This is a genomic window from Microbulbifer mixtoriginis (SeqCode), from assembly GCF_052466865.1.
This window is the reverse complement of the sequence record NZ_CP174293.1, coordinates 1401254-1419618: the sequence shown is the minus strand read 5'-3', so window position 1 is coordinate 1419618 and position 18365 is coordinate 1401254. Positions and strand designations below refer to the sequence as shown.

The 18365-nt window shown below is 44.9% G+C and carries 20 protein-coding genes and 1 pseudogene; 19 read left to right on the top strand and 2 right to left on the bottom strand.

What is annotated here, in order from left to right; genetic code table 11:
• The first annotated feature begins 334 nt into the window (after positions 1-334).
• The 18 genes from ACJJJA_RS06340 to ACJJJA_RS06255 all read left to right on the top strand — a co-directional run bounded on the left by ACJJJA_RS06340 (position 335) and on the right by ACJJJA_RS06255 (position 17143).
• The gene (locus ACJJJA_RS06340) at positions 335-733 is read left to right on the top strand and encodes a hypothetical protein (RefSeq protein ID WP_444885824.1); all 399 of its coding nucleotides are present in this window, start codon (positions 335-337) and stop codon (positions 731-733) included.
• A gap of 107 nt (positions 734-840) precedes the next feature.
• The gene (locus tag ACJJJA_RS06335; RefSeq protein WP_444885825.1) at positions 841-1302 is read left to right on the top strand and encodes an SF0329 family protein; all 462 of its coding nucleotides are present in this window, start codon (positions 841-843) and stop codon (positions 1300-1302) included.
• A gap of 792 nt (positions 1303-2094) precedes the next feature.
• On the top strand, positions 2095-2721 hold the full coding sequence (locus ACJJJA_RS06330; protein WP_444885826.1) for a hypothetical protein: 627 nt from the start codon (positions 2095-2097) through the stop codon (positions 2719-2721).
• Positions 2722-3427: 706 nt separating this feature from the next.
• A complete protein-coding gene (locus ACJJJA_RS06325) occupies positions 3428-4339 on the top strand; it encodes a hypothetical protein (protein WP_444904055.1) in 912 nt (303 codons plus the stop codon).
• A gap of 839 nt (positions 4340-5178) precedes the next feature.
• Entirely contained in the window at positions 5179-5832 is a 654-nt protein-coding gene (locus tag ACJJJA_RS06320; protein WP_444904054.1) for a DUF4279 domain-containing protein, read from the top strand.
• Positions 5833-6570: 738 nt separating this feature from the next.
• Complete coding sequence (locus tag ACJJJA_RS06315) at positions 6571-7059, top strand: hypothetical protein (protein ID WP_444904053.1); 489 nt, start codon at positions 6571-6573, stop codon at positions 7057-7059.
• An 18-nt stretch (positions 7060-7077) separates the two neighbouring features.
• Positions 7078-7500, top strand: a complete 423-nt coding sequence (locus ACJJJA_RS06310) for a GNAT family N-acetyltransferase (RefSeq protein ID WP_444904052.1) — start codon at positions 7078-7080, stop codon at positions 7498-7500.
• A gap of 574 nt (positions 7501-8074) precedes the next feature.
• Positions 8075-8719: a hypothetical protein gene (locus ACJJJA_RS06305; RefSeq protein WP_444904051.1), complete on the top strand. Its 645-nt coding sequence runs from the start codon at positions 8075-8077 to the stop codon at positions 8717-8719.
• Positions 8720-9375: 656 nt separating this feature from the next.
• On the top strand, positions 9376-9858 hold the full coding sequence (locus tag ACJJJA_RS06300) for a YcxB family protein (protein WP_444885830.1): 483 nt from the start codon (positions 9376-9378) through the stop codon (positions 9856-9858).
• A gap of 43 nt (positions 9859-9901) precedes the next feature.
• A complete protein-coding gene (locus tag ACJJJA_RS06295; RefSeq protein ID WP_444904050.1) occupies positions 9902-10351 on the top strand; it encodes a DUF6559 family protein in 450 nt (149 codons plus the stop codon).
• Between the two features lie 526 nt (positions 10352-10877).
• Positions 10878-11123, top strand: coding sequence for a VF530 family protein (locus ACJJJA_RS06290; protein ID WP_226648534.1), 246 nt, complete (start codon positions 10878-10880; stop codon positions 11121-11123).
• A 623-nt stretch (positions 11124-11746) separates the two neighbouring features.
• Positions 11747-12433: a DUF1963 domain-containing protein gene (locus ACJJJA_RS06285; RefSeq protein ID WP_444904049.1), complete on the top strand. Its 687-nt coding sequence runs from the start codon at positions 11747-11749 to the stop codon at positions 12431-12433.
• 442 nt (positions 12434-12875) lie between these two features.
• Positions 12876-13103: a hypothetical protein gene (locus ACJJJA_RS06280; RefSeq protein ID WP_444904048.1), complete on the top strand. Its 228-nt coding sequence runs from the start codon at positions 12876-12878 to the stop codon at positions 13101-13103.
• A gap of 133 nt (positions 13104-13236) precedes the next feature.
• The gene (locus ACJJJA_RS06275; protein ID WP_444904047.1) at positions 13237-13512 is read left to right on the top strand and encodes a hypothetical protein; all 276 of its coding nucleotides are present in this window, start codon (positions 13237-13239) and stop codon (positions 13510-13512) included.
• Positions 13513-14082: 570 nt separating this feature from the next.
• A complete protein-coding gene (locus ACJJJA_RS06270; RefSeq protein WP_444904046.1) occupies positions 14083-14703 on the top strand; it encodes a class I SAM-dependent methyltransferase in 621 nt (206 codons plus the stop codon).
• 268 nt (positions 14704-14971) lie between these two features.
• Complete coding sequence (locus ACJJJA_RS06265; RefSeq protein ID WP_444904045.1) at positions 14972-15193, top strand: transposase; 222 nt, start codon at positions 14972-14974, stop codon at positions 15191-15193.
• 18 nt (positions 15194-15211) lie between these two features.
• Positions 15212-15328, top strand: coding sequence for an IS3 family transposase (locus ACJJJA_RS06260; RefSeq protein WP_444905229.1), 117 nt, complete (start codon positions 15212-15214; stop codon positions 15326-15328).
• 570 nt (positions 15329-15898) lie between these two features.
• Complete coding sequence (locus tag ACJJJA_RS06255; RefSeq protein WP_444904044.1) at positions 15899-17143, top strand: cytochrome-c peroxidase; 1245 nt, start codon at positions 15899-15901, stop codon at positions 17141-17143.
• Positions 17144-17471: 328 nt separating this feature from the next.
• On the opposite strand, the gene ACJJJA_RS06250 is transcribed toward ACJJJA_RS06255, so the two are convergent.
• Together ACJJJA_RS06250 and ACJJJA_RS06245 are read right to left on the bottom strand one after the other, a co-directional pair.
• The gene (locus tag ACJJJA_RS06250; protein WP_444904043.1) at positions 17472-17612 is read right to left on the bottom strand and encodes a hypothetical protein; all 141 of its coding nucleotides are present in this window, start codon (positions 17610-17612) and stop codon (positions 17472-17474) included.
• A 30-nt stretch (positions 17613-17642) separates the two neighbouring features.
• Positions 17643-18065 (bottom strand): annotated as a pseudogene (locus ACJJJA_RS06245) (reverse transcriptase domain-containing protein); the annotation flags it as partial.
• Positions 18066-18119: 54 nt separating this feature from the next.
• On the opposite strand from ACJJJA_RS06245, the gene ACJJJA_RS06240 reads away from it, so the two are divergent.
• Complete coding sequence (locus ACJJJA_RS06240) at positions 18120-18278, top strand: hypothetical protein (protein WP_444904042.1); 159 nt, start codon at positions 18120-18122, stop codon at positions 18276-18278.
• Positions 18279-18365 lie beyond the last annotated feature (87 nt).

The following is an 18365-nucleotide window of genomic DNA, read 5'->3' as shown; positions in this document are numbered from 1 at the left end:
CCCGTTAGACCACATGGCTTCGGTGTCCTCGTCCACCTCGCCTCTAGGCCAAGCCATATAAGATTCTTCTGTTCGTCAGCTCGTAGTTTTGCTAGCAGCCTCATCCCCACAAGACTTCACGGTGTTGCAGTTGCCATTCGCTAGTAGTTAGCATTTAATGGCGCCCATTAAACGGTGATTTTCCTATACGGGGCTTTCACCCCATTAGTTCATGCTCATGCTGGGTGTACCAAGGCGAAGTACAATCGCCAGCAAAGCTGGCTGGACCTACATTCCGCAGCTTCGCTGCTTCATTTCGGCCCATGCTGGCAGCTTTATAACTCATGAGGGCTCTGTGACCTACATAAAGTACTTGTTTGTAATCTTGTTTCCTTGGTTAGCTTTTTTCGTAGGAGACATGATTTATGGCTCTTCGCATGTGATGTTTCATCATCCCTGCGAACAATCAGAATATGGGTGCTGGCCTATAGATTCTACAAGTTTTGCAATAAAAGGGGCGTTGTTTGGTATCTTTATAGGCTTGGCAAATTTGACGTCCTCTCAGCTTAAAATATCATTGGTGTCGGCATTAGTGTTGTTGGCTTTGATTACCGTCAGGCTGGGTGCTGTTCAAATGGAGGGTATTCTGTCTGTAGTATTGGGTGGGTATTACTGGTTAAGTTTATTTGTCCCATTATTATTTAGTGCAGTGTTTTTTTACCTAGGCTCAAAGTATGTGTCAGGTAAGTTATAACAATACCAAGTACGATCGACAGAAAAGCTCGCTGGACCTACATTCCACAGCCTCGCTGCTCCAATTCGGTTCGTGTTGGCGACATAAGTACTATAGAGATATAAGTAATGGGAAGACCTTGGAGTAAACTGCAGAAGGAATTTTATTTGCTGCGAACAGATGGACTTGATCTGCAATTGCATTGCCGAGCCTATAGAATGGATTCAAAAATGGGATCTACCGATATTCCTAGATATTGGATTACATTAGGCAAGGAGATAATCTGGGACTACCCAAGAGATTTTATTGGTAAGAATCATCCTAAACGAGTAAATACTAAGTGGTATCCCTATGGCAATGATGTTCCAGATATTTCCAATCTAATAAGAGAGTATATTGACACTCCAAAAGATGAGCTGATGTCAAAGAATTTTCAAAATGACCATTGGGGGTTGATTAACATATTTCGAGCTTCAGATAAGCGTATAGGTTTAAGACGCCTACCTGAGCTAAAGAGGAAAACAAAAAATAGGGCCGCATTGAAAGTAATTGAGACGCGGCTAGAAAGCACTAAATCGAGTAGCCGGTAGCTTCTAGCTACCGAACCCCAGACCACCCATTATGCGGGTCCTCAATGAGCGGCTCCCTATCCGTAATGAATCTCTACCCAACGATAGTGTCAAACAGCTCTTCATTTCAGCTGAGTGTCATGGCAGTGCGCAGTCTTAAATTTATCCAACTGGAAACTTATCGGTAGGATAACCCTGTCTTTCAACTCATCGAATTTGGACTCAGGCCTTCACCATGTCCAAGGTATTAATCTTGGCATTAGGCTACTATATCGTCGGCTGACTTCTGTTTAATCACCTTGATCATTACAGACCGAAGCGCTGATGTGTTCCACCACTTTTGTCTATCCCCGCGATGATGGTTAGCGGGTTGCACCTATTTATGAGTCAGCGACCACCTTGACAGCTACACATCAGCAAGCTAAACAGATCTCCCCAGATAAGAACGTGAACTTTCACTACACGACTGCATCATTGACTCTACCCATTAGATCACCCGGCTTCGGTGCCCCTGGCCACCTCGCTTCCAGGCTAAGCTCCATAGGATGTTTCTGTTCCTCAACTCGGATTTGCTTGCGGCTTCCTCCCCACAAGACCTCACTGTGTTGTAGTTGCCATTCACTAGTAGTTAGCATTTAATGGCGCCCATTAAATGGTGATCCTCCTACAGGGGACTTTTACCCCATTAGTTCACACCCATACTGGACGTACCAAGGGCCAGCACAATCGCCAGATGCGAAAAACTCATTCGGCTGGACTCGCTACACTGCGTTCTGCTCGCCTGTGTGGCCGGCGTTATAAGCCTAGGACATCATGAACACTAGATATTTAGATGAAGGGTTTCCTCTTTTACATTGGGCAACAGAAATTGAAGCTGTGTGCCCTAAGTGTAATGAGGTTGGAGTTATCAGCGGAAATCCATACTGGAAAGATTGGCGTGCTACATTCTTGTGTCACGGTTGTTCTCATTCATTACAAACAGATCGTGATGGTTGGCACGGACCTGTTCTAGGAATGGGGCGTCGTCCTTGTGGTACATGCGGTCATCAGTGGGTACGAGTAGAGAAAGTATTTGATGATGCGAGCAAAATAAATGGCGAGTCTACGAAATCTAAATGCCCCCAATGCAAATCAGAAAATAAAGTATCTTTAAAGTTCACTCGTACCGAACCGACTGATCATGCTATTGATCCTTTTTTTGGCCTAGAGCTAGCTTTAAAAGAAGATACTCGTCATGGCACTGTTTGGGCATATGGGGCAACTCATTTGGAACAGCTCAAACTATATACCTCTGCTCAATTAAGAGAAGGGGATGGTACAAAGTGGTCTTATTTCACGAGACTTCCAAAGTGGTTGAAGACTTCGAAAAATAGGAAGATGGTTTTAAAGGCCATTTCTAAATTAGAGAAACGCCTTATAACAAACAAAGACAGCGGATAAGCCGCTGCTTTGGGCGTTCGTAATGAGTCTCTACCTGGTGATTGTCGCACAGCTCCCCATTTGAGTTGAGTTTCTTGGCGGTGCGCTACCTCAACGTTATCCAACGGGAAACATATTGGTGGGCTAGCCCTGTCTTTTAAGCCGTGGAATTAAGTTCAGATCTTCACTCTGTCCAAGGTATTACTCTTGGCATTTGGCTACTATGCCGTCGGCTGACTTCAGCTTAATAACCTCAGCCATTACTTGATGACTTACTACAACTGGAAGCGTCCCCACCAATACAATGACGGATTACCGCCTGCAAAAGTGGAAGAAAAATTTAACCTACTGTCCAGAAATAGTTGACCACTACACCTCCTTCCGATACCTAAACATCAAGATATTGAGACATTAGAGAGGAAAATTGCCAAAGAAGAACTAATGTGGCTTTCATGACAAAAAACAAAATTATGAATATTAATTCTTAAGCGTGTTTCTTCTCCTTCGACCCACAAAATAAGTACGATTGTTCGACTCCTTATTGCCTGCTGCATTTATGTATGCAATATTTGGGTGGATTTTTTACCTCATGAAATCTAGCAAGGAGAATTTTTTATCCAAAAAATCCACATGATAGGTCTATATGATCTTTTTCTGCCCTATTTCTCAGCTAAATTCTCACACCATCAAGAATAAATATAAAATTTACGATTAGAAATGCAATTTTATGAAAATTAAAGCCCTGTATGGAAAAGCTCTTTTACTCATACTTATTTCCCTTTGTTTTACCTCCACAGTAAATGCTCAGTCTGGTTTTGAGGCTGTAGTGCCAGGGCCGGTTCATCTGGGTGTAAATGTCAATACTGAAGATGTTCCGTTTTGGAAAACATTGGATAATGACCATCAAGATGATTGGGATGGACGTGTACTCCATTACCCTGCCGATTGGCGAATAGCGAAAGGCAGCGATGGTCGTTGGATCACTTTTCCCCATGAGTGGGATCACCGCGAGGGTTCGGATGGCCGAATTGTTGCCTATCCCCACGGTTTTTACACACAAGAAGGAGATGATGGAAGGGTAATTTCCTATCCTTATAGTAAATGGAGGTACTTTGAAGGGGGAGATGGTCGCGGCGTGGCAATTCCAGGGGATTGGGATGTAGATGAACACGGTAACAGACTGTGGGGAAAAAATGTTAAAGCAGGCAGTGATTACCGTAAGATTGTAGTACCTCCCGGCTGGGAATCCGATCAAGGACGCGATTCAAGATTGATAGCTTATCCTGCAGGCTGGCTAACAGACTCCGGTTTTGATGAAAGGCTGGTAGCCATTCCATCTCTCTCACCATGGAAGACCGCCTGGGGGAGGGATGGGAGAATGATTACCTTCCATGAAGGTATAACATCAAGAGTTGTTGAAGGGAATGACGATAGAAAAGTCGCAATCACCAATAACTGGTACTATCGATCAGGTCCCGACGGAAGAATCAAACAAAGGCCCAAAAGTACAATTAAAACACCTTTAACTTTTGATAATCCAGCACAAATTGCGCTGATTAAGAAGCTGAAGGAAGATGCCGAATTATCAGATGAGGAGTACCATGATTATTTGCTTTACACATATCTCAATAGTGACTAGATTTCACTAATAATAAATCATCGTGAAGGCCACCCTTACAGCGGGTGGCCATATGCCACTCACCAAGGGGTAATTAATAGTTTTGGCAGGATTCAAAATATCACGTTATTTTACTTCAATACACGTCGACTATTAGCGACTTCCAATTAGACACCGCCGATAGAAAAGTAATTTAATAGTTGGCTTTGGAAGGAGTTCTACTACTGCTAAAGGATACCTTCCTCCTCTATCTCCACTTCTATAGTTTTACCACTCACATATCATTAATGGATTACCGCCGGCAAGCTCATCAACTGGAGCATACTGCACCGCTCGACAGTGCAGTAATCAACTATTTCCGGACGGTAAGTTAAGTTTTTATACCGCACTTTGCCACTGCAGCTGATTCATGGAGCTTCCCTTCGAAGTTGATGGAGGGACATCATGCCAGTCTGCCATAGCAATTTATAAAATCTCGTTTATGTACCGCTTACTGATTAACTCTACTCGTTAGATCAGCCGGGGGGGCCTTGGTCACTCCGTCTCCAGGCTAAGCCTTATAGGATGTTTCTGTTCACCAGCTCGTGGTCTTGCTAACGGCTTCCTCCCCACAAGACCTCACGATGTTGCAGTTGCCATTCGCTAGTAGTTAGCATTTAATGAAATCCATTAAATGGTGATCTTTCTACAAAGGACTTTCACCCCATTAGTCCACGCCCATGCTGGGCGTATCAAGCGTAGGCAATCGACCTCAGGCAACTGCCACCTTTTGTGCGGGGGAGCTACACAAAAGATGGCATTTACCTCCGGTGGCTGCTGCCGGCGTTATGGAACCTTACTATCAAGAGTAAATTTATAGAATGATAGATTCAAAAAAATATGTATCTATAGCCATTCAGGAATTAAGGCAGCCTACATTTGAGATTACGAAGCAATACCTTCAAGTTATGGAGGTTGAGCTTGAACACGAAGTTCCTCGTGTAGCGAGGATTGATTTAGACCATATCAATGACTCTATTGCCGTTTATTTTTTTATAAAGGAAGAGCAATTTTTTATCGTAGTTAACCTTTCTAAAGGGGATACTCCACAAGTGGAGTGGGTATGGATTGAGTCTGGTCACCGGGTATATTTAACAGCTACATCGGAAGCATTGGGATACGATGAGTTGTCGAGCTACCTTCCATATAATTCCCTAACTGGCTGGTCTAAAGGTGATATTGATAAAAGTGGAAAGAGAGCATACAAATTTTCGAGAGTTTCTTACGAGCCGGTCGTAAATGAAGCATATGGTCTTGAGGAGAAGCTGCTTAATTTACTTATAGATTTAGAAAGGTCATCAGGGACGATTCGCAAGTTAGTTGAAAATTCAAAAGCCTATATTTCTATCTGTAGGCATCAATATATAAGCGCAAATGCGGGTATTCACCTGGATCTAGAAATATTACATCGACTCAGCTCGCTAAACTTGGAACTAGATGTTGATACTTATATAACTGGAAATGAAATCGAGTAGGAGATGCCCCATAAATCGGGTAGCCGGTAGTTTCTAGCTACCGGCCCCCACACCACGCATCGTGCGGGTCCGCAATGGGCGGTTCTCAATCCATAATGAATCTATACCCAACGATAATGTCGAGTAGCTCTCCATTTGAGTTGGGTGTCTTGGCAGTGCACCACCTCAACTTTATCCGACTAGAAACATATCGGTAGGCTAGCCCTGTCTTTTAATTCATGGATTTTGGGTTCAGACCTTCACCCTACCCAAGGTATTAATCTTAGCATTTGGCTACTATGTCGTCGGCTGACTTTTGTTGAATCACCTCGGTCATTACTGACCGAGCCGCTGCTGTGTCTCACTACTTTCATCTATCCCCGCGATGGTCGCTAGCGGGCTGGGCCTATTTATGAGTCAACAGCCACGCTGACAGCTTCACTGCAGCTAGCTAAACAGCTTTCCCCAGATAAAAACGTGAACTTTCACTACACAACTGCATCATTGACTCTACCCGTTAGACCACCCAGTTTCCGTGCCCCTGGCCACCTCGCCTCCTGGCTAAGCCTTATAGGATATATCTGTTCGTCAGCTCGAATTTTGCTAGCGGCTTCCTCCCCACAAGACCTCACAGTATTGCAGTTGCCATTCGCTAGTAGTTAGAATTTAATGGAACCCATTAAATGGTGATCTTCCTACAGGGGACTTTCACCCCAATTAGTCCACACCCATGTTGGGCTCATCAAGTAAAGGCACCCGATGTCAAAGCCGCTGCTTCGCTCTGGTTTTACCACAGGTGCTTTAGGCATTAGAGGTAAGGAGTTTCAAATGAGGGCCATTTTATTAATAACCGTTCTTTTTCTTGGTGCTTGCGAAGTATCCACTTCAAAGAATTATACTATTCAAGTTGAGGGAGGCCAGAATCATGAGGAGAACCTCAAGGCCGCCCCTGTCATAGCTAACCTTGTCTGGAATGGCAATTTACATCATCAAATTCAAAAAGAAGTTGTAGAGCTCCAAGATCAAGATTTAAGTAATCTTTTAGGTCTTCGCTACAAAAATGTGTCTTTTAGTTCTGGTGAGAAAGGCGTTTTTATTCAATGCATATTTAAATCTTCATTCAATGACGAGGTGGGCGATAAAGTAATTGAGATTTGTAGAAAAGAAGTGGAAGCTCAAATTGCTGACCACTTCACTTCCAATAAGTTAAATCATTCGGACGCCACTGTCGCGACACCCGGTGTTTGAGACGTTATGACTTGACCAATGATACAATTTATTAAAACCAAAGACTTGGATAAATCTGCAAAACTTACTCTTGCCAACATGCAGGAGTACTATGACATGTATGGCGTTGACTGGACTTTATCAGATGTACGCAGTGCAATTGAAAATCTTGAGAATTATGATGTAGTGAATGATGATGGAGTTTTTGGGATTGTTAGACTCTCATTTGAAAACAATCGCTGTCAACTGCGAGATATTCAAGTTGTATCTAGCCAACAAAACAAAGGGTTAGGCGCTTTAGTTATCTCTAAGGTAACCGAGCTTGCAAGGCAAAAACAACTAGGGTTCATTGATCTACGAGTATTTAAACGTAGTCCAACATATAGACTTTATGGTCGCCTAGGGTTTGTCACAGAAAGCGAAGATGATAAATTTTACCAAATGACGCTTACAGTCATATAAACCGGGTAGCCGGTAGTTTCTAGCCACCGGCCCCCACACCCACCATCGTGCGGGTCTGCAATGGACGGTTCCTATCCGTAATCTCTGCCCAACGATAGTGACGAGCAGCGCTTCACTTGAGTTGAGTGTCATAGCAGTGCGCCACTTCTGAATCAGCGGCCACGCCGACAACTTCACAGCAGTAAGCTAAACAGATCTGCTCAGATAAGATCGTGAACTTTCACTACATAACGGTATTATTGACTCTACCCGTTAGATCACCCGGCTTCGGTGTCCTTTGCCACCTCGCTCCAGGCTAAGCCATATAAGATGCTTCTGTTCATCAGCTCGTAGCTTTACTAGCCGCTTCCCCCCACAAGACCTCGCAGTATTGCAGTTGCCATTCGCTAGTAGTTAGCATTTAATGAAATTCATTAAATGGTGATCTTCCTACAGGGGACTTTCACCCATTAGTCCGCGTCCATGCTGGGCGTACCAAGTACAAGCAGGTTGCTGCGGGACTTTGGCCCATCGCAAGACGGCCTACGCTACGCTCCAGCCATCCCTTTTGTGGTCATTATAACCAAGGATAGATATGGAAAATAATAAGATATTTCTAACAATCAACAGAGTTAACTCAATACTCTTTCTACTCTTATTGATTGCTTCATTAATTGGGGCTTTTTTTATCTTTCAAGAGATAACGAAAAACACAAGGAGAAATGCGGTAGAAATCGCAACTCCTGACAAAGAAAATAAAGAAATAATCGAGCTTTCAGATGTAGAAACAATTCGAGACAAAGGAATCCAGTATATACGTGTCTATTCAAAGCGTGACGGTGTTTTAAAGTCTGGGGGATATAGCCGAACCCTTCGAAACCTGCTTTTCTTAAGTCAAATCGGAGAGGAACCTACATGGTTACTTCCGGACAATAACTCTCAAATTATTAATCATCGCATTCTTAAAACATATGATGATCAAACAAATGAATCGACATCCGACTACATATATGTGGAGATTAGCCCTAAATCTGAAGGCGTAAGCGCTTGTGTCAGCGCCACCGATGGAACAACCCTTGAGTGCCTTGATACTGGATTAAACAAAATCATCCAGTACGAGTATTTCTCAGATAAACAGACGTTGGGCTTGCTTGTTCAAGTGTCAGATGAACTTCGCTACAAAGTTTTTGACCTTATCTCGAAGAAGCTAGAGTCTGACAAATTTGTGATAAAGCTATAAATCGGGTAGCCGGTAGTTTCTAGCTACCGGCCCCCACACCACCCATCGTGCGGGTTCGCAATGGGCGGTTCCCTATCCGTAATGAATCTCTACCCAACGATAGTGTCGAGCAACGCTTCATTTGAGCTGAGTGTCATGGCAGTGCGATACTTCTGAGTCACCGATCACTCTGACAGCTCCACAGCAGCAGGCTAAACAGATTTCCCCAGATAAGAACGTGAACTTTTACTACATAACGGTATTATTGACTCTACCCGCTTCGGTGTCCTTGGCCACCTCGCCTCCAGGCCAAGCCATATAAGATGCTTCTGTTCGCCAGCTCGTAGTTTTGTTAGCGACTTCCTCCCCACAAGACCCCACGGTATTGCAGTTGCCATTCGCTGGTAGTTAGCATTTAATGGCGCCCATTAAACGGTGATCTTCCTACAGGGGACTTTCACCCCATTAGTTCACGTCCATGCTGGGTGTGCCAAATTTAGGCAAGCGGACAAATTACTACGCCTTCGATTCCGTAATTTGCCGTGGCTAAAGGCGTTATGTGGGGCTAAACCGAGGTCTTATTGAGAGATGTGGCGTAATTGACATTAGCTTAAAGAATCATCCTGACACTCACTGTAGTGCTACGACAAATTTACCAGACACAATAAGTTGTTTTTATGCAGCCTTTTAATACTCAATTTACCTTATCTAGAGATTACCTTGCCGAATGCTATGATCAGTCTCTACCCTATGGGAAAAATGTCAAGCCCAATTATCTTCTTCCTACATTATTATTATCTTCTGGTGCGGGATTACTGTTTTTTACTGAGCAGCCTAAGATCGCAAGTTGCACGTTAATTGCATTAGGCGTGCTGGAACTGATTCACATTCGATATCGACGAGCTTGGTGGTTAGCACGGCAGATGCTTGGGAAAAGTGCCGGTAGTGAGGTGAAACTAACCATAGATAAGGATGGAATCCAGACACAGAATCCTTATACGACAACAGCTCTATTGTGGGCAGATATCGAGCATATTATTGAAACCGATTTAGGGCTTATTTTGGTGGCTAAATCCGGGGGGCAGCAGTACTTGTCTAAATCGTTATTACCTGCTGAATTAATTAATGAGATAGTTACCAAGATTAAGGGTAAACATTGATTTCAATAAAAATTAAAATCGTGCCTACAATGCAGCTAATACAATGCATAACAAGCTGCCCAAACGCGACGACCCTACGGGGTCGCCGCTTGGCAAGGCGTTAAATGCACACAAGGAACACGTAATGCAGTTCATCCGAAGAATACAGCGAAATAGAGCGATAAAATCGTACTTACGGAAATTGCCTAAGTTGCTAGCGAAAGATTATGGAAAATCTAAAAGGTATCGCCCAAAACAAGTAAGGGCTACGATTGAGAGGTCAGGGCTCTCAATTATTTATACCTGTTACGCGATTTCAATTTTTTGCTCAAAGAAGGAATTTGATGCATATCATCATGAAATTGGTGAAGTGTGTGATTACGGAGCAATGCGTGGAGAAGTAGGAAATCTTCATTTTTACGGAAATGAAAATTTTAGTAGTAACGATGTTGCATCTGTTGGCTCTGACTTTGGTGGCGGTTCACATGGTATGGATGGCGGCGGCACAGATTGAGGCATTTAAATCGGGTAGCCGGTAGTTTTTAGCTACCGACGGCCACACCGCCCATCAGCGAATCCACAATGGGCGACACCCTATCCGTAATGCATCTCTACCCAACGATAGTATCGAGTAGCTCTTCATTTGAACTGAGTGTCATGGCAGTGCGCTACTTCTGAGTCAGCAGCCACGTTGACAGCTTCCCAGCAGTAAGCTAAACAGACCTCCCCAGACAAGAACCTGAAGTTTCACTACACAACCACGTCATTGACTCTACCCGCTAGACCAAATGGCTTTGGTATCCTTGGCCACCTCCCTTCCAAGCTAAGCCTTATAGGATATTTCTGTTCCTCAGCTCGTAGTTTTGCTAGCAGCTTCCTCCCCCACAAGGCCTCCCGGTGTTACAGTTGCCATTCACTAGTAGTTGGCATTTAATGGCGACCATTAAATGGTGATTTTCCTAAAGGGGACTTTCACCCCATTAGTTCACGCCCATGCTCGTGGCATTATGCGTCATTAAACATAGAGTATTGATTGAAGAATGAGTAAAGAACAACCAAATAATCCGCTACATGGTATTACTCTTGAGAAAGTTGTTACACGATTGCAGGAGCATTATGGCTGGGATGGTTTGGCAGATAGGATTAATATCAATTGCTTTAAGAGCGACCCATCAATTAAGTCTTCGCTCAAGTTTTTACGCAAAACCCAGTGGGCACGAGATAAAGTCGAGAATCTGTATATCTCAACTTTTGAAAATAAATCTCCGTGGGGTAATCGTAAATAAGCACTATTTGGTAACCACATAGATGTCGCTGTGATTAGGCAGGGACAGGCGCATAAATCGGATAGCCGGTAGTTTCTAGCTACCGGCCCCCACACCACCCATCGTGCGGGTCTGCAATGGGCGGCTCCCTACCCGTAATGGCTCTCTACCTAACGATAGTGCCGAACAGCTTTTCATTTGAGTAGAGTATCATGGCAGTGCGCTACTTCTGAGTCAGCGGCCAGGCTGGCAGCTTCACAGCAGCCAGTTAAACTGATCTCCCCAAATAAGAACGTGACCTTTCACTGCACAGCTGCACCATTGACTCTACCTATTAGATCACCCGGTTTCGGTGCCCCTCCAGGCTAAGCCTTATAGGATGTTTCTGTTCGCCAGCTCGTGGTCTTGCTAGCAGCTTCCTCCCCACAAGATCTAACAGCGTTGCAGTTGCCATTCGCTAGTAGTTAGCATTTAATGGCGTCGATTAAATGGTGACTTTCCTACAGGGGACTTTCACCCCATTAGTTCACGTCCATACTAGGCGTACCAAGTTACTCAAGCACACTCCGTTCCGCTTCCATGGGACAGCCTACACTGGGTTTCTGCTGCCTATTGGCAAGGGTTTAGAGTACACAAGGATAAGTATGATTACTCGGAATACAATAAAATTTAAAGTAACTGAATTACCCATTTCTGATGTTGTTACAAAATTTGGCGGTCAGCCCAATTGGCTTGAGGAAGCTCAATGGCCAATAAGCTCTGAAATGGATTCTCCCATGCGCTTTATTTGTCAGATCAAACTTACAAATGATCTATTTCCAGGCTGTGAGGGAAAAGTGGCCTATATCTTCATGACAGATGATGATGAGTACGTTGATGGAACATGGGAGCCAGATGGTGGCGAGAATGCAGTAATTATTCAACCGGGTGGTAAGCCTCAAATTAAGGTACGAAATATCACCACTGGACCAACTTTACAGGACTATGTTGAAGTAAAGGGGAAAACTGATCTTTACCCAATAGACATCGAATTAGCTGTTGATCTTTCAGCCTCAAAAGACCCAGAGTTCATTCCAGAAGCAGAACGCTTTGACCTAGCTGACGAGGACTATGAAAAATACTGTAATAAGCTGGGAGGAAATAAAATTGGTGGGACACCCAGCTTTCTTCAAGGTGACGAATTTCCCGGAAATACGGATGACTGGTCACTTCTTATGCAACTTGATTCGTGTGAAGTTCCATTTAGTATCAATTTTGGAGACTCCGGTGTTTCATACGCATTCATAAATAAAGAGGGAACGATTGGTAAGTTCCTCTGGCAATGTTGTTGAGCTGCTCAAAATCGTGTAGCCGGCAATTTCTAGTTACCGGCTACTACACCAGCCATCGCGGGGGTGCGTAATCTGCCGTTCCCTATCCATGTACTTAACGATAGTCTCGAACCGGTTAGGCCTATATATGAGTCTGTTACCGCCCTGACAACTTCACTGTAGTAAATTAAACAGACTTCCCCAGTTAAAAGCATGAACTTTCACTACACAACTGCATCTTTGACTCTACCCGCTAGATCACCCGGCTTCGGTGTCCTTGGCTGTTGCAGTTGTCATTCGCCAGTAGTTAGCATTTAATGGAACCCATTAAATGGTGATCTTCCTACAGGGGATTTTCATCCCGATTAGTCCACGCCCATACTGGGTGTACCAAGCATAGGCACGCCGACGAAACTGGCGTTGCGCTTGAATTTTGCTCGTGCTAAGAGCGCTAGGTGTACGCATGGATATTACGATTGATGGACCAACCTTCTACGACCAAGAAGATGAAAATATTTTCTTTTCCTGCATCTATGAGCTTCCTGATTACAAACAGGTTCGAGGCCATGGACTGGAGCTAACTATCAGCTTTAACCAATCACCTTCAGTTGAGGCCATAATTAAGTTATTGGTAATCTGTAGGCGCTGGCATATTAATGCAAATGTGCTTGAGAGTTTTAAACGTAAATAAAATTTAAAATGCTACTTATGGCAAAATAAAATCCCACAGTCGAGCACCTAACAAATAAAGGCTGTACGCCCTGCGGACTGGACGTGCTAACGTGCGTCGCTGCTTTGGGCATTATGTATAGGAAAGAGAAAAAATGAAAATCTCTGCATTAAGCTTGATTATTATTGGTAGCGTTATTGGTCTATCTAACTGGGTATCAGGGCTAAATGCTTTAATAAAGAAAGGTAGTACATCATTTTTTCCATATATAGGCGGTATAATTTGCTTGGGTGGAGTATATTTACATCCAACATTACACTTATCGGATTATTGGTGGCTTGCTTTAATCGTAGACTTTACATTGCTTCCATTAATGTTAGTGTTAGCTTGTCAAGCTGCTAGAAATATAGGAAGAAATGAAAACACATAAATCGGGTAGCCGGTAGTTTCAAGCTACCGGCCCCCACACCACCCATCATGCAGGTCCGCAATGGGCGCCTCTCTATCCGTAATGGCTCTCTACCTAACGATAGTGCCGAACAGCTCTTCATTTGAGTAGAGTATCATGGCAGTACGCTACTTCCGAGTCTGCGGCCACGCAGACAACTTTACTGCAGCAAGCTAAACCTATCTCCCCAGATAAGAACGTTAACTTTCACTATCCAACTACACCATTTACTCTACCCGCTAGACCACATGGCTTCGGTGTCCCTGGGCACCTCGCCTCCAGGCTTATAGGATTTTTCTTTTCATCAATTCGTAATTTTACTAGCGGCTTCCTCCCCACAAAACCTCGCGGTGCTGCAGTTGCCATCCGCTAGTAGTTAGCATTTAATGGACCTATTAAACGGTGATCTTCCTACAGGGGACTTTCACTCCATTAGGCTACGCCCATGCTAGGCCTACCAAGTAAAGACAGCATCGCCCCTTCGGGGCTGGACCTCGCTACGCTCGGCTACTGTTCACGGCGTTAGATTTTTTTACTCATCGGAGATAGGGAATGTCAACGAGAGAAATCTCCAACTATTATGACTCAACAGAACATAGTGATACTCGTGAAGATTTAATTTTTGCTCTTGGCAAAGTAAAAGGAAGAAAGATTGCTATTGATTGTGGCTGTGGAGCAGGATCAGATATAGCTTATTTGCGCAGTAATAATTTCACGGTTCATGCCTTTGATATCGAGAATGAATCTATATCTAGATGTCGTAAACGATTCAAAGATGATGAGCAGGTTATTCTATCAAGGGATAGCTTTAATACTTTCCATTATCCTGAGTCCTCGCTGGTAGTTGCTGATGCCAGTCTTTTCTTTTGTCCTGAAAAAGATTTTGAGTCAGTTTGGTTGAAAATAACTAACTCTTTAACGGGAGGTGGAATCTTTTGCGGTTCATTCCTTGGGCCGAAAGACACAATGGCTGGGCCTGAGTATGATAAGGAAGCATTTTGGAGTGATACTCTAGTTATGAATGAATCGAAGATTAAAAAACACCTCAGTAACTTTGAGCTATTAAAGTGGACTGAACATGACCTTTCAGGAGAAACTGCAGATGGCACACCGCACCATTGGCATATATTCTCCATCGTAGCGAGAAAAAAATCTAAACTGGGTAACCGGTAGTTTCTTGCTACCGGCCCCCACACCACCCATCATGCATGTCCGCAATGGGCGGTTCCCTATCCGTAGTAAATCTCTACCCAACGATACTGTCGAGCAGCTCTTCAATCGAGTTGAATGTCATGGCAGTGCGCTACCTCAACCATATCTAACTGGAAACATATCGGTGATCTAGCCCTGCCTTGTAGCTTATGGATTTTAGGTTCAGTGTAGTGATCTAATCCATCCAGACACTTCGCGAAGATGGTAAAACTACCGAGCAAGGTGAAGTATGAAAACAAAAGGTACACGTCGGCATTTCAATCCGGCATTTAAGAAAGACGTAAAAACTCTTATCTCTGAACAAGGAGATTCGATTTCTAAGGTATCAGAGGCTGCAGGAACAACTGCCAATAACCTGCGACGCTGGATAAAGGGCCTGAAGCAGGAAGAGGGAAATTGTTGGGACAAGGTACCGACTGAACGTTTTTTTAGCGGCTTGAAGCGAGAGTGATTAACGGGAAATCTCTATCTGACAAGGAAGAATGCGATAGCAGATGTAATAGCTTATATTGCTTTTTACAACTCACGCAGAATACATACAACACTGGTGGACCTAGCCCCTATCGAATTTGAGAAATGTGCTTAGAGGAGTGTTCGGTTGGAGTTGAGCACAACAGAGTGGGGTGAAAGAACTGAAGTAGGCGTTTAAATTTACTAACGGTGGTTAGAGTCAGGCAATCTGACTTATGTGCGCCACACCCCTGAGCTATTTTTTTAAAGAGTTTAGGCTACCGTAGATTATTAAATTGCAAATAAATATATCTGATTTCCACTTTATAGGAAATCTATAATCTAAAGTAGCTAATAGATTCGCTTTGGGACTTAAAGGGTCTTTAATAAAAAGATAGATAGTGAACCACTGGCTCCCTGGTCAACTATTACATGAAATCAGGGCTCTTAACTCATGAGTAAAGATACAAGATTTTTTTATAGTGTTTTTTCAAAATCCGCTGATCTTTCCAAGGAGCAGTTGAAGCTGGCGTTATGTAATGTAACGACAATGTATACAGCGGATAAGATTAAAATGTTCCCTGTCTCTGAAAGAAAGGGAAGAAGCGAAATTGTAGCTTCAACGAGAGAATTTGCTGTAAAGCAGCATGCAAAGTACGAGGATTACAGCAAGATAATTAAAGCAAATAGGCGCGGGGGGCTGGGTATGTTGATCGTGGCCGGCACCATGATTGCCTTCTCGGTCTTCGTCCTCCCTTTGACGGGGGAAACGGCCACCTCATCAGACACGATACCCGCGGCGCTTCCGCCGCTGCAGAACACCCCACTCCCCGATCGGGTTAAGCTGGGATTCCTTCTTTACAACGACCTGAACATCTCGGCCAGGCGTAACACCGGCTGCGTCACCTGTCACGCGCACTCGGCCGGTTTCGCCGATCCACGCAGTGCCGCCGATCCCGTAAACATGCCGGTCTCCCCCGGGTCCGAGCCCGGGAAATTTGGCACGCGCAACGCCCAGACCGCCGCTTACGCGACGTTCAGCCCCCCATTCCACTGGGATGAGCAGAAGCAGACCTATGTCGGCGGGCAGTTCTGGGATGGCCGGGCCAACTCGCTGAAAGACCAAGCAATCGGACCGCCACTCAACCCACTGGAGATGGCCATGCCGAGCAAAGAGGCGGTCCTCGCGCGCCTCGCGGAGAATCCGGTCTATCTCGAGGCCTTCCGGCGGCTCTACGGCGTAGACCTCAAGTGGCCACAGGTCGAGATGGTCTACCCCAAGTTCGGCGCCGCAATCGGGTCCTTCGAGCCCACTGACGAGTTCGCCGAGTTCAACTCCAAGTACGACTACTACGTTGCAGGCAAGATCGACCTGACCCCGCAGGAAAAGTTGGGACTCCAACTGTTCAACGGCAAAGCAAAATGCAGTAACTGCCATAGTAGCAAGCCGCCGGCGAACTACCCGCACGCCCTGTTCACCGACTTCACCTATGACAACCTGGGTCTCCCTGTGAACCCGCGAATCGCCGGCCTGCACGGCGTCGACAGCCTACCACTCGACCTGGGCCTGGGCGGTCGGCCAGAGATCGCCGCCAAGCACCCCGACGGATCGCAGAATGGTAAATTCAAAGTCCCCACTCTCCGCAACATTGAGATCACCCCACCCTATGGGCACAACGGCGTCTTCGCCACGCTCGAGCAAATCGTCCATTTCTACAACACCCGTGATACGCTCGGTGAAGTGCCCGACGCAACCGACCCGAACTTCGGAATCACCGGCTGGCCTAAACCCGAAGTCCCTAAGAACGTCAACCGGGCCGAGCTGGGTAACCTCGGGCTGACAGACGAAGAGGAAGCCGCGATCGTGGCGTTTCTGAAGACATTGACCGACGACGCGTTCGACGAAAAGGACCTCGAACACCCCGAAGGCGAGGCGCCGCTGCGCCGTTGACGATAATCAAATTGTCGAGCATGTTTGGATGTCTGGAGTCCATTCAATATCACTGAACCCTATCCAGATAGTAGACTTTCGGACATCTCGCTCAGCTGGATGGTAGCCCGTGTCACTAAACATCCCGACCTCATTCTCGATGAAAAATGCCTCCCATACCCAGATAGCTTTGAATCCAACATCAGGGACTGGTTACGAGAGTCAATCAAGCTTGAATCTGAATTCTAGACTTTATCCCTATCAACGTCTGATGAATTAGAAACTACCGGATAGTAGGGATATCGGTGAGAGGTTTCGACACAAATTCGAGAGCACTAATCGACGCAACTTACTGCCTGCGGGTTTCAAAACAATCGAGGATTACTTGGCTTTTAGTATCGTTAACCTTGAGCTTAAGCTTGCGCTCAACAAAGCGTTTAATACTCGCCATAACCCGTTCACCCGCGCGTTTAGAGGAAACGACGATCACAAAATTCTCCGCACAACAGATAAAATTGTGTCAACGTTTTTCCAGTTCTTTGTCTAGCAGGTCGAGTACAATACTGGAGAGCAGCGGCGATAAAGGGCCACCTTGTGGCGCCCCCTCATGACAGGCTTTCCAATATCCATCTTCTACACATCCTGCGCGCAAGTAGCTTGCGATCAATTTGAGTAAACGCTTATCGCTGATTCTTTGGTCAAGTAAACTCATAAGGAAATCATGATTTACTCGATCAAAAAATTTAGATAAATCGACATCCTCCGCTATTCGTTTCCCTTCCTCGGTATATTTTCTAAGCTTGCTCACTGTATGATACTGTGATCGTTTTGGACGGAAGCCATAGCTAAACTCCGAAAAAGTTTTATCAAAGATTGGGTGGATAACTTGGGCAACAGCTTGCTGAATAACACGATCAAAGATTGTAGGTATCCCAAGACCTCGCTGACCACCATCTGGCTAGCGAATGTAGACTCGCCTAACGGGAAGCGGTTGATAATGGCCTTGCCGAATAATTTCAACAATCGCATCGCCAATTACCTTGAAGTGCTGAACAAACTCATCGATGGTAATCCCATTAATGCCTACGGCACCTTTATTGCCGGATGGCAACATATCGGTAGGCTGCCCTGTCTTTTAACCCTGGAGTTTGGTTGAGGCCTTCACCGTGTCCAAGGTATTAATCTTGGCATTTGGCTACTAGGCCGTCGGCTGAGTTCCGTTAAATCACCCTGGTCATTTCTG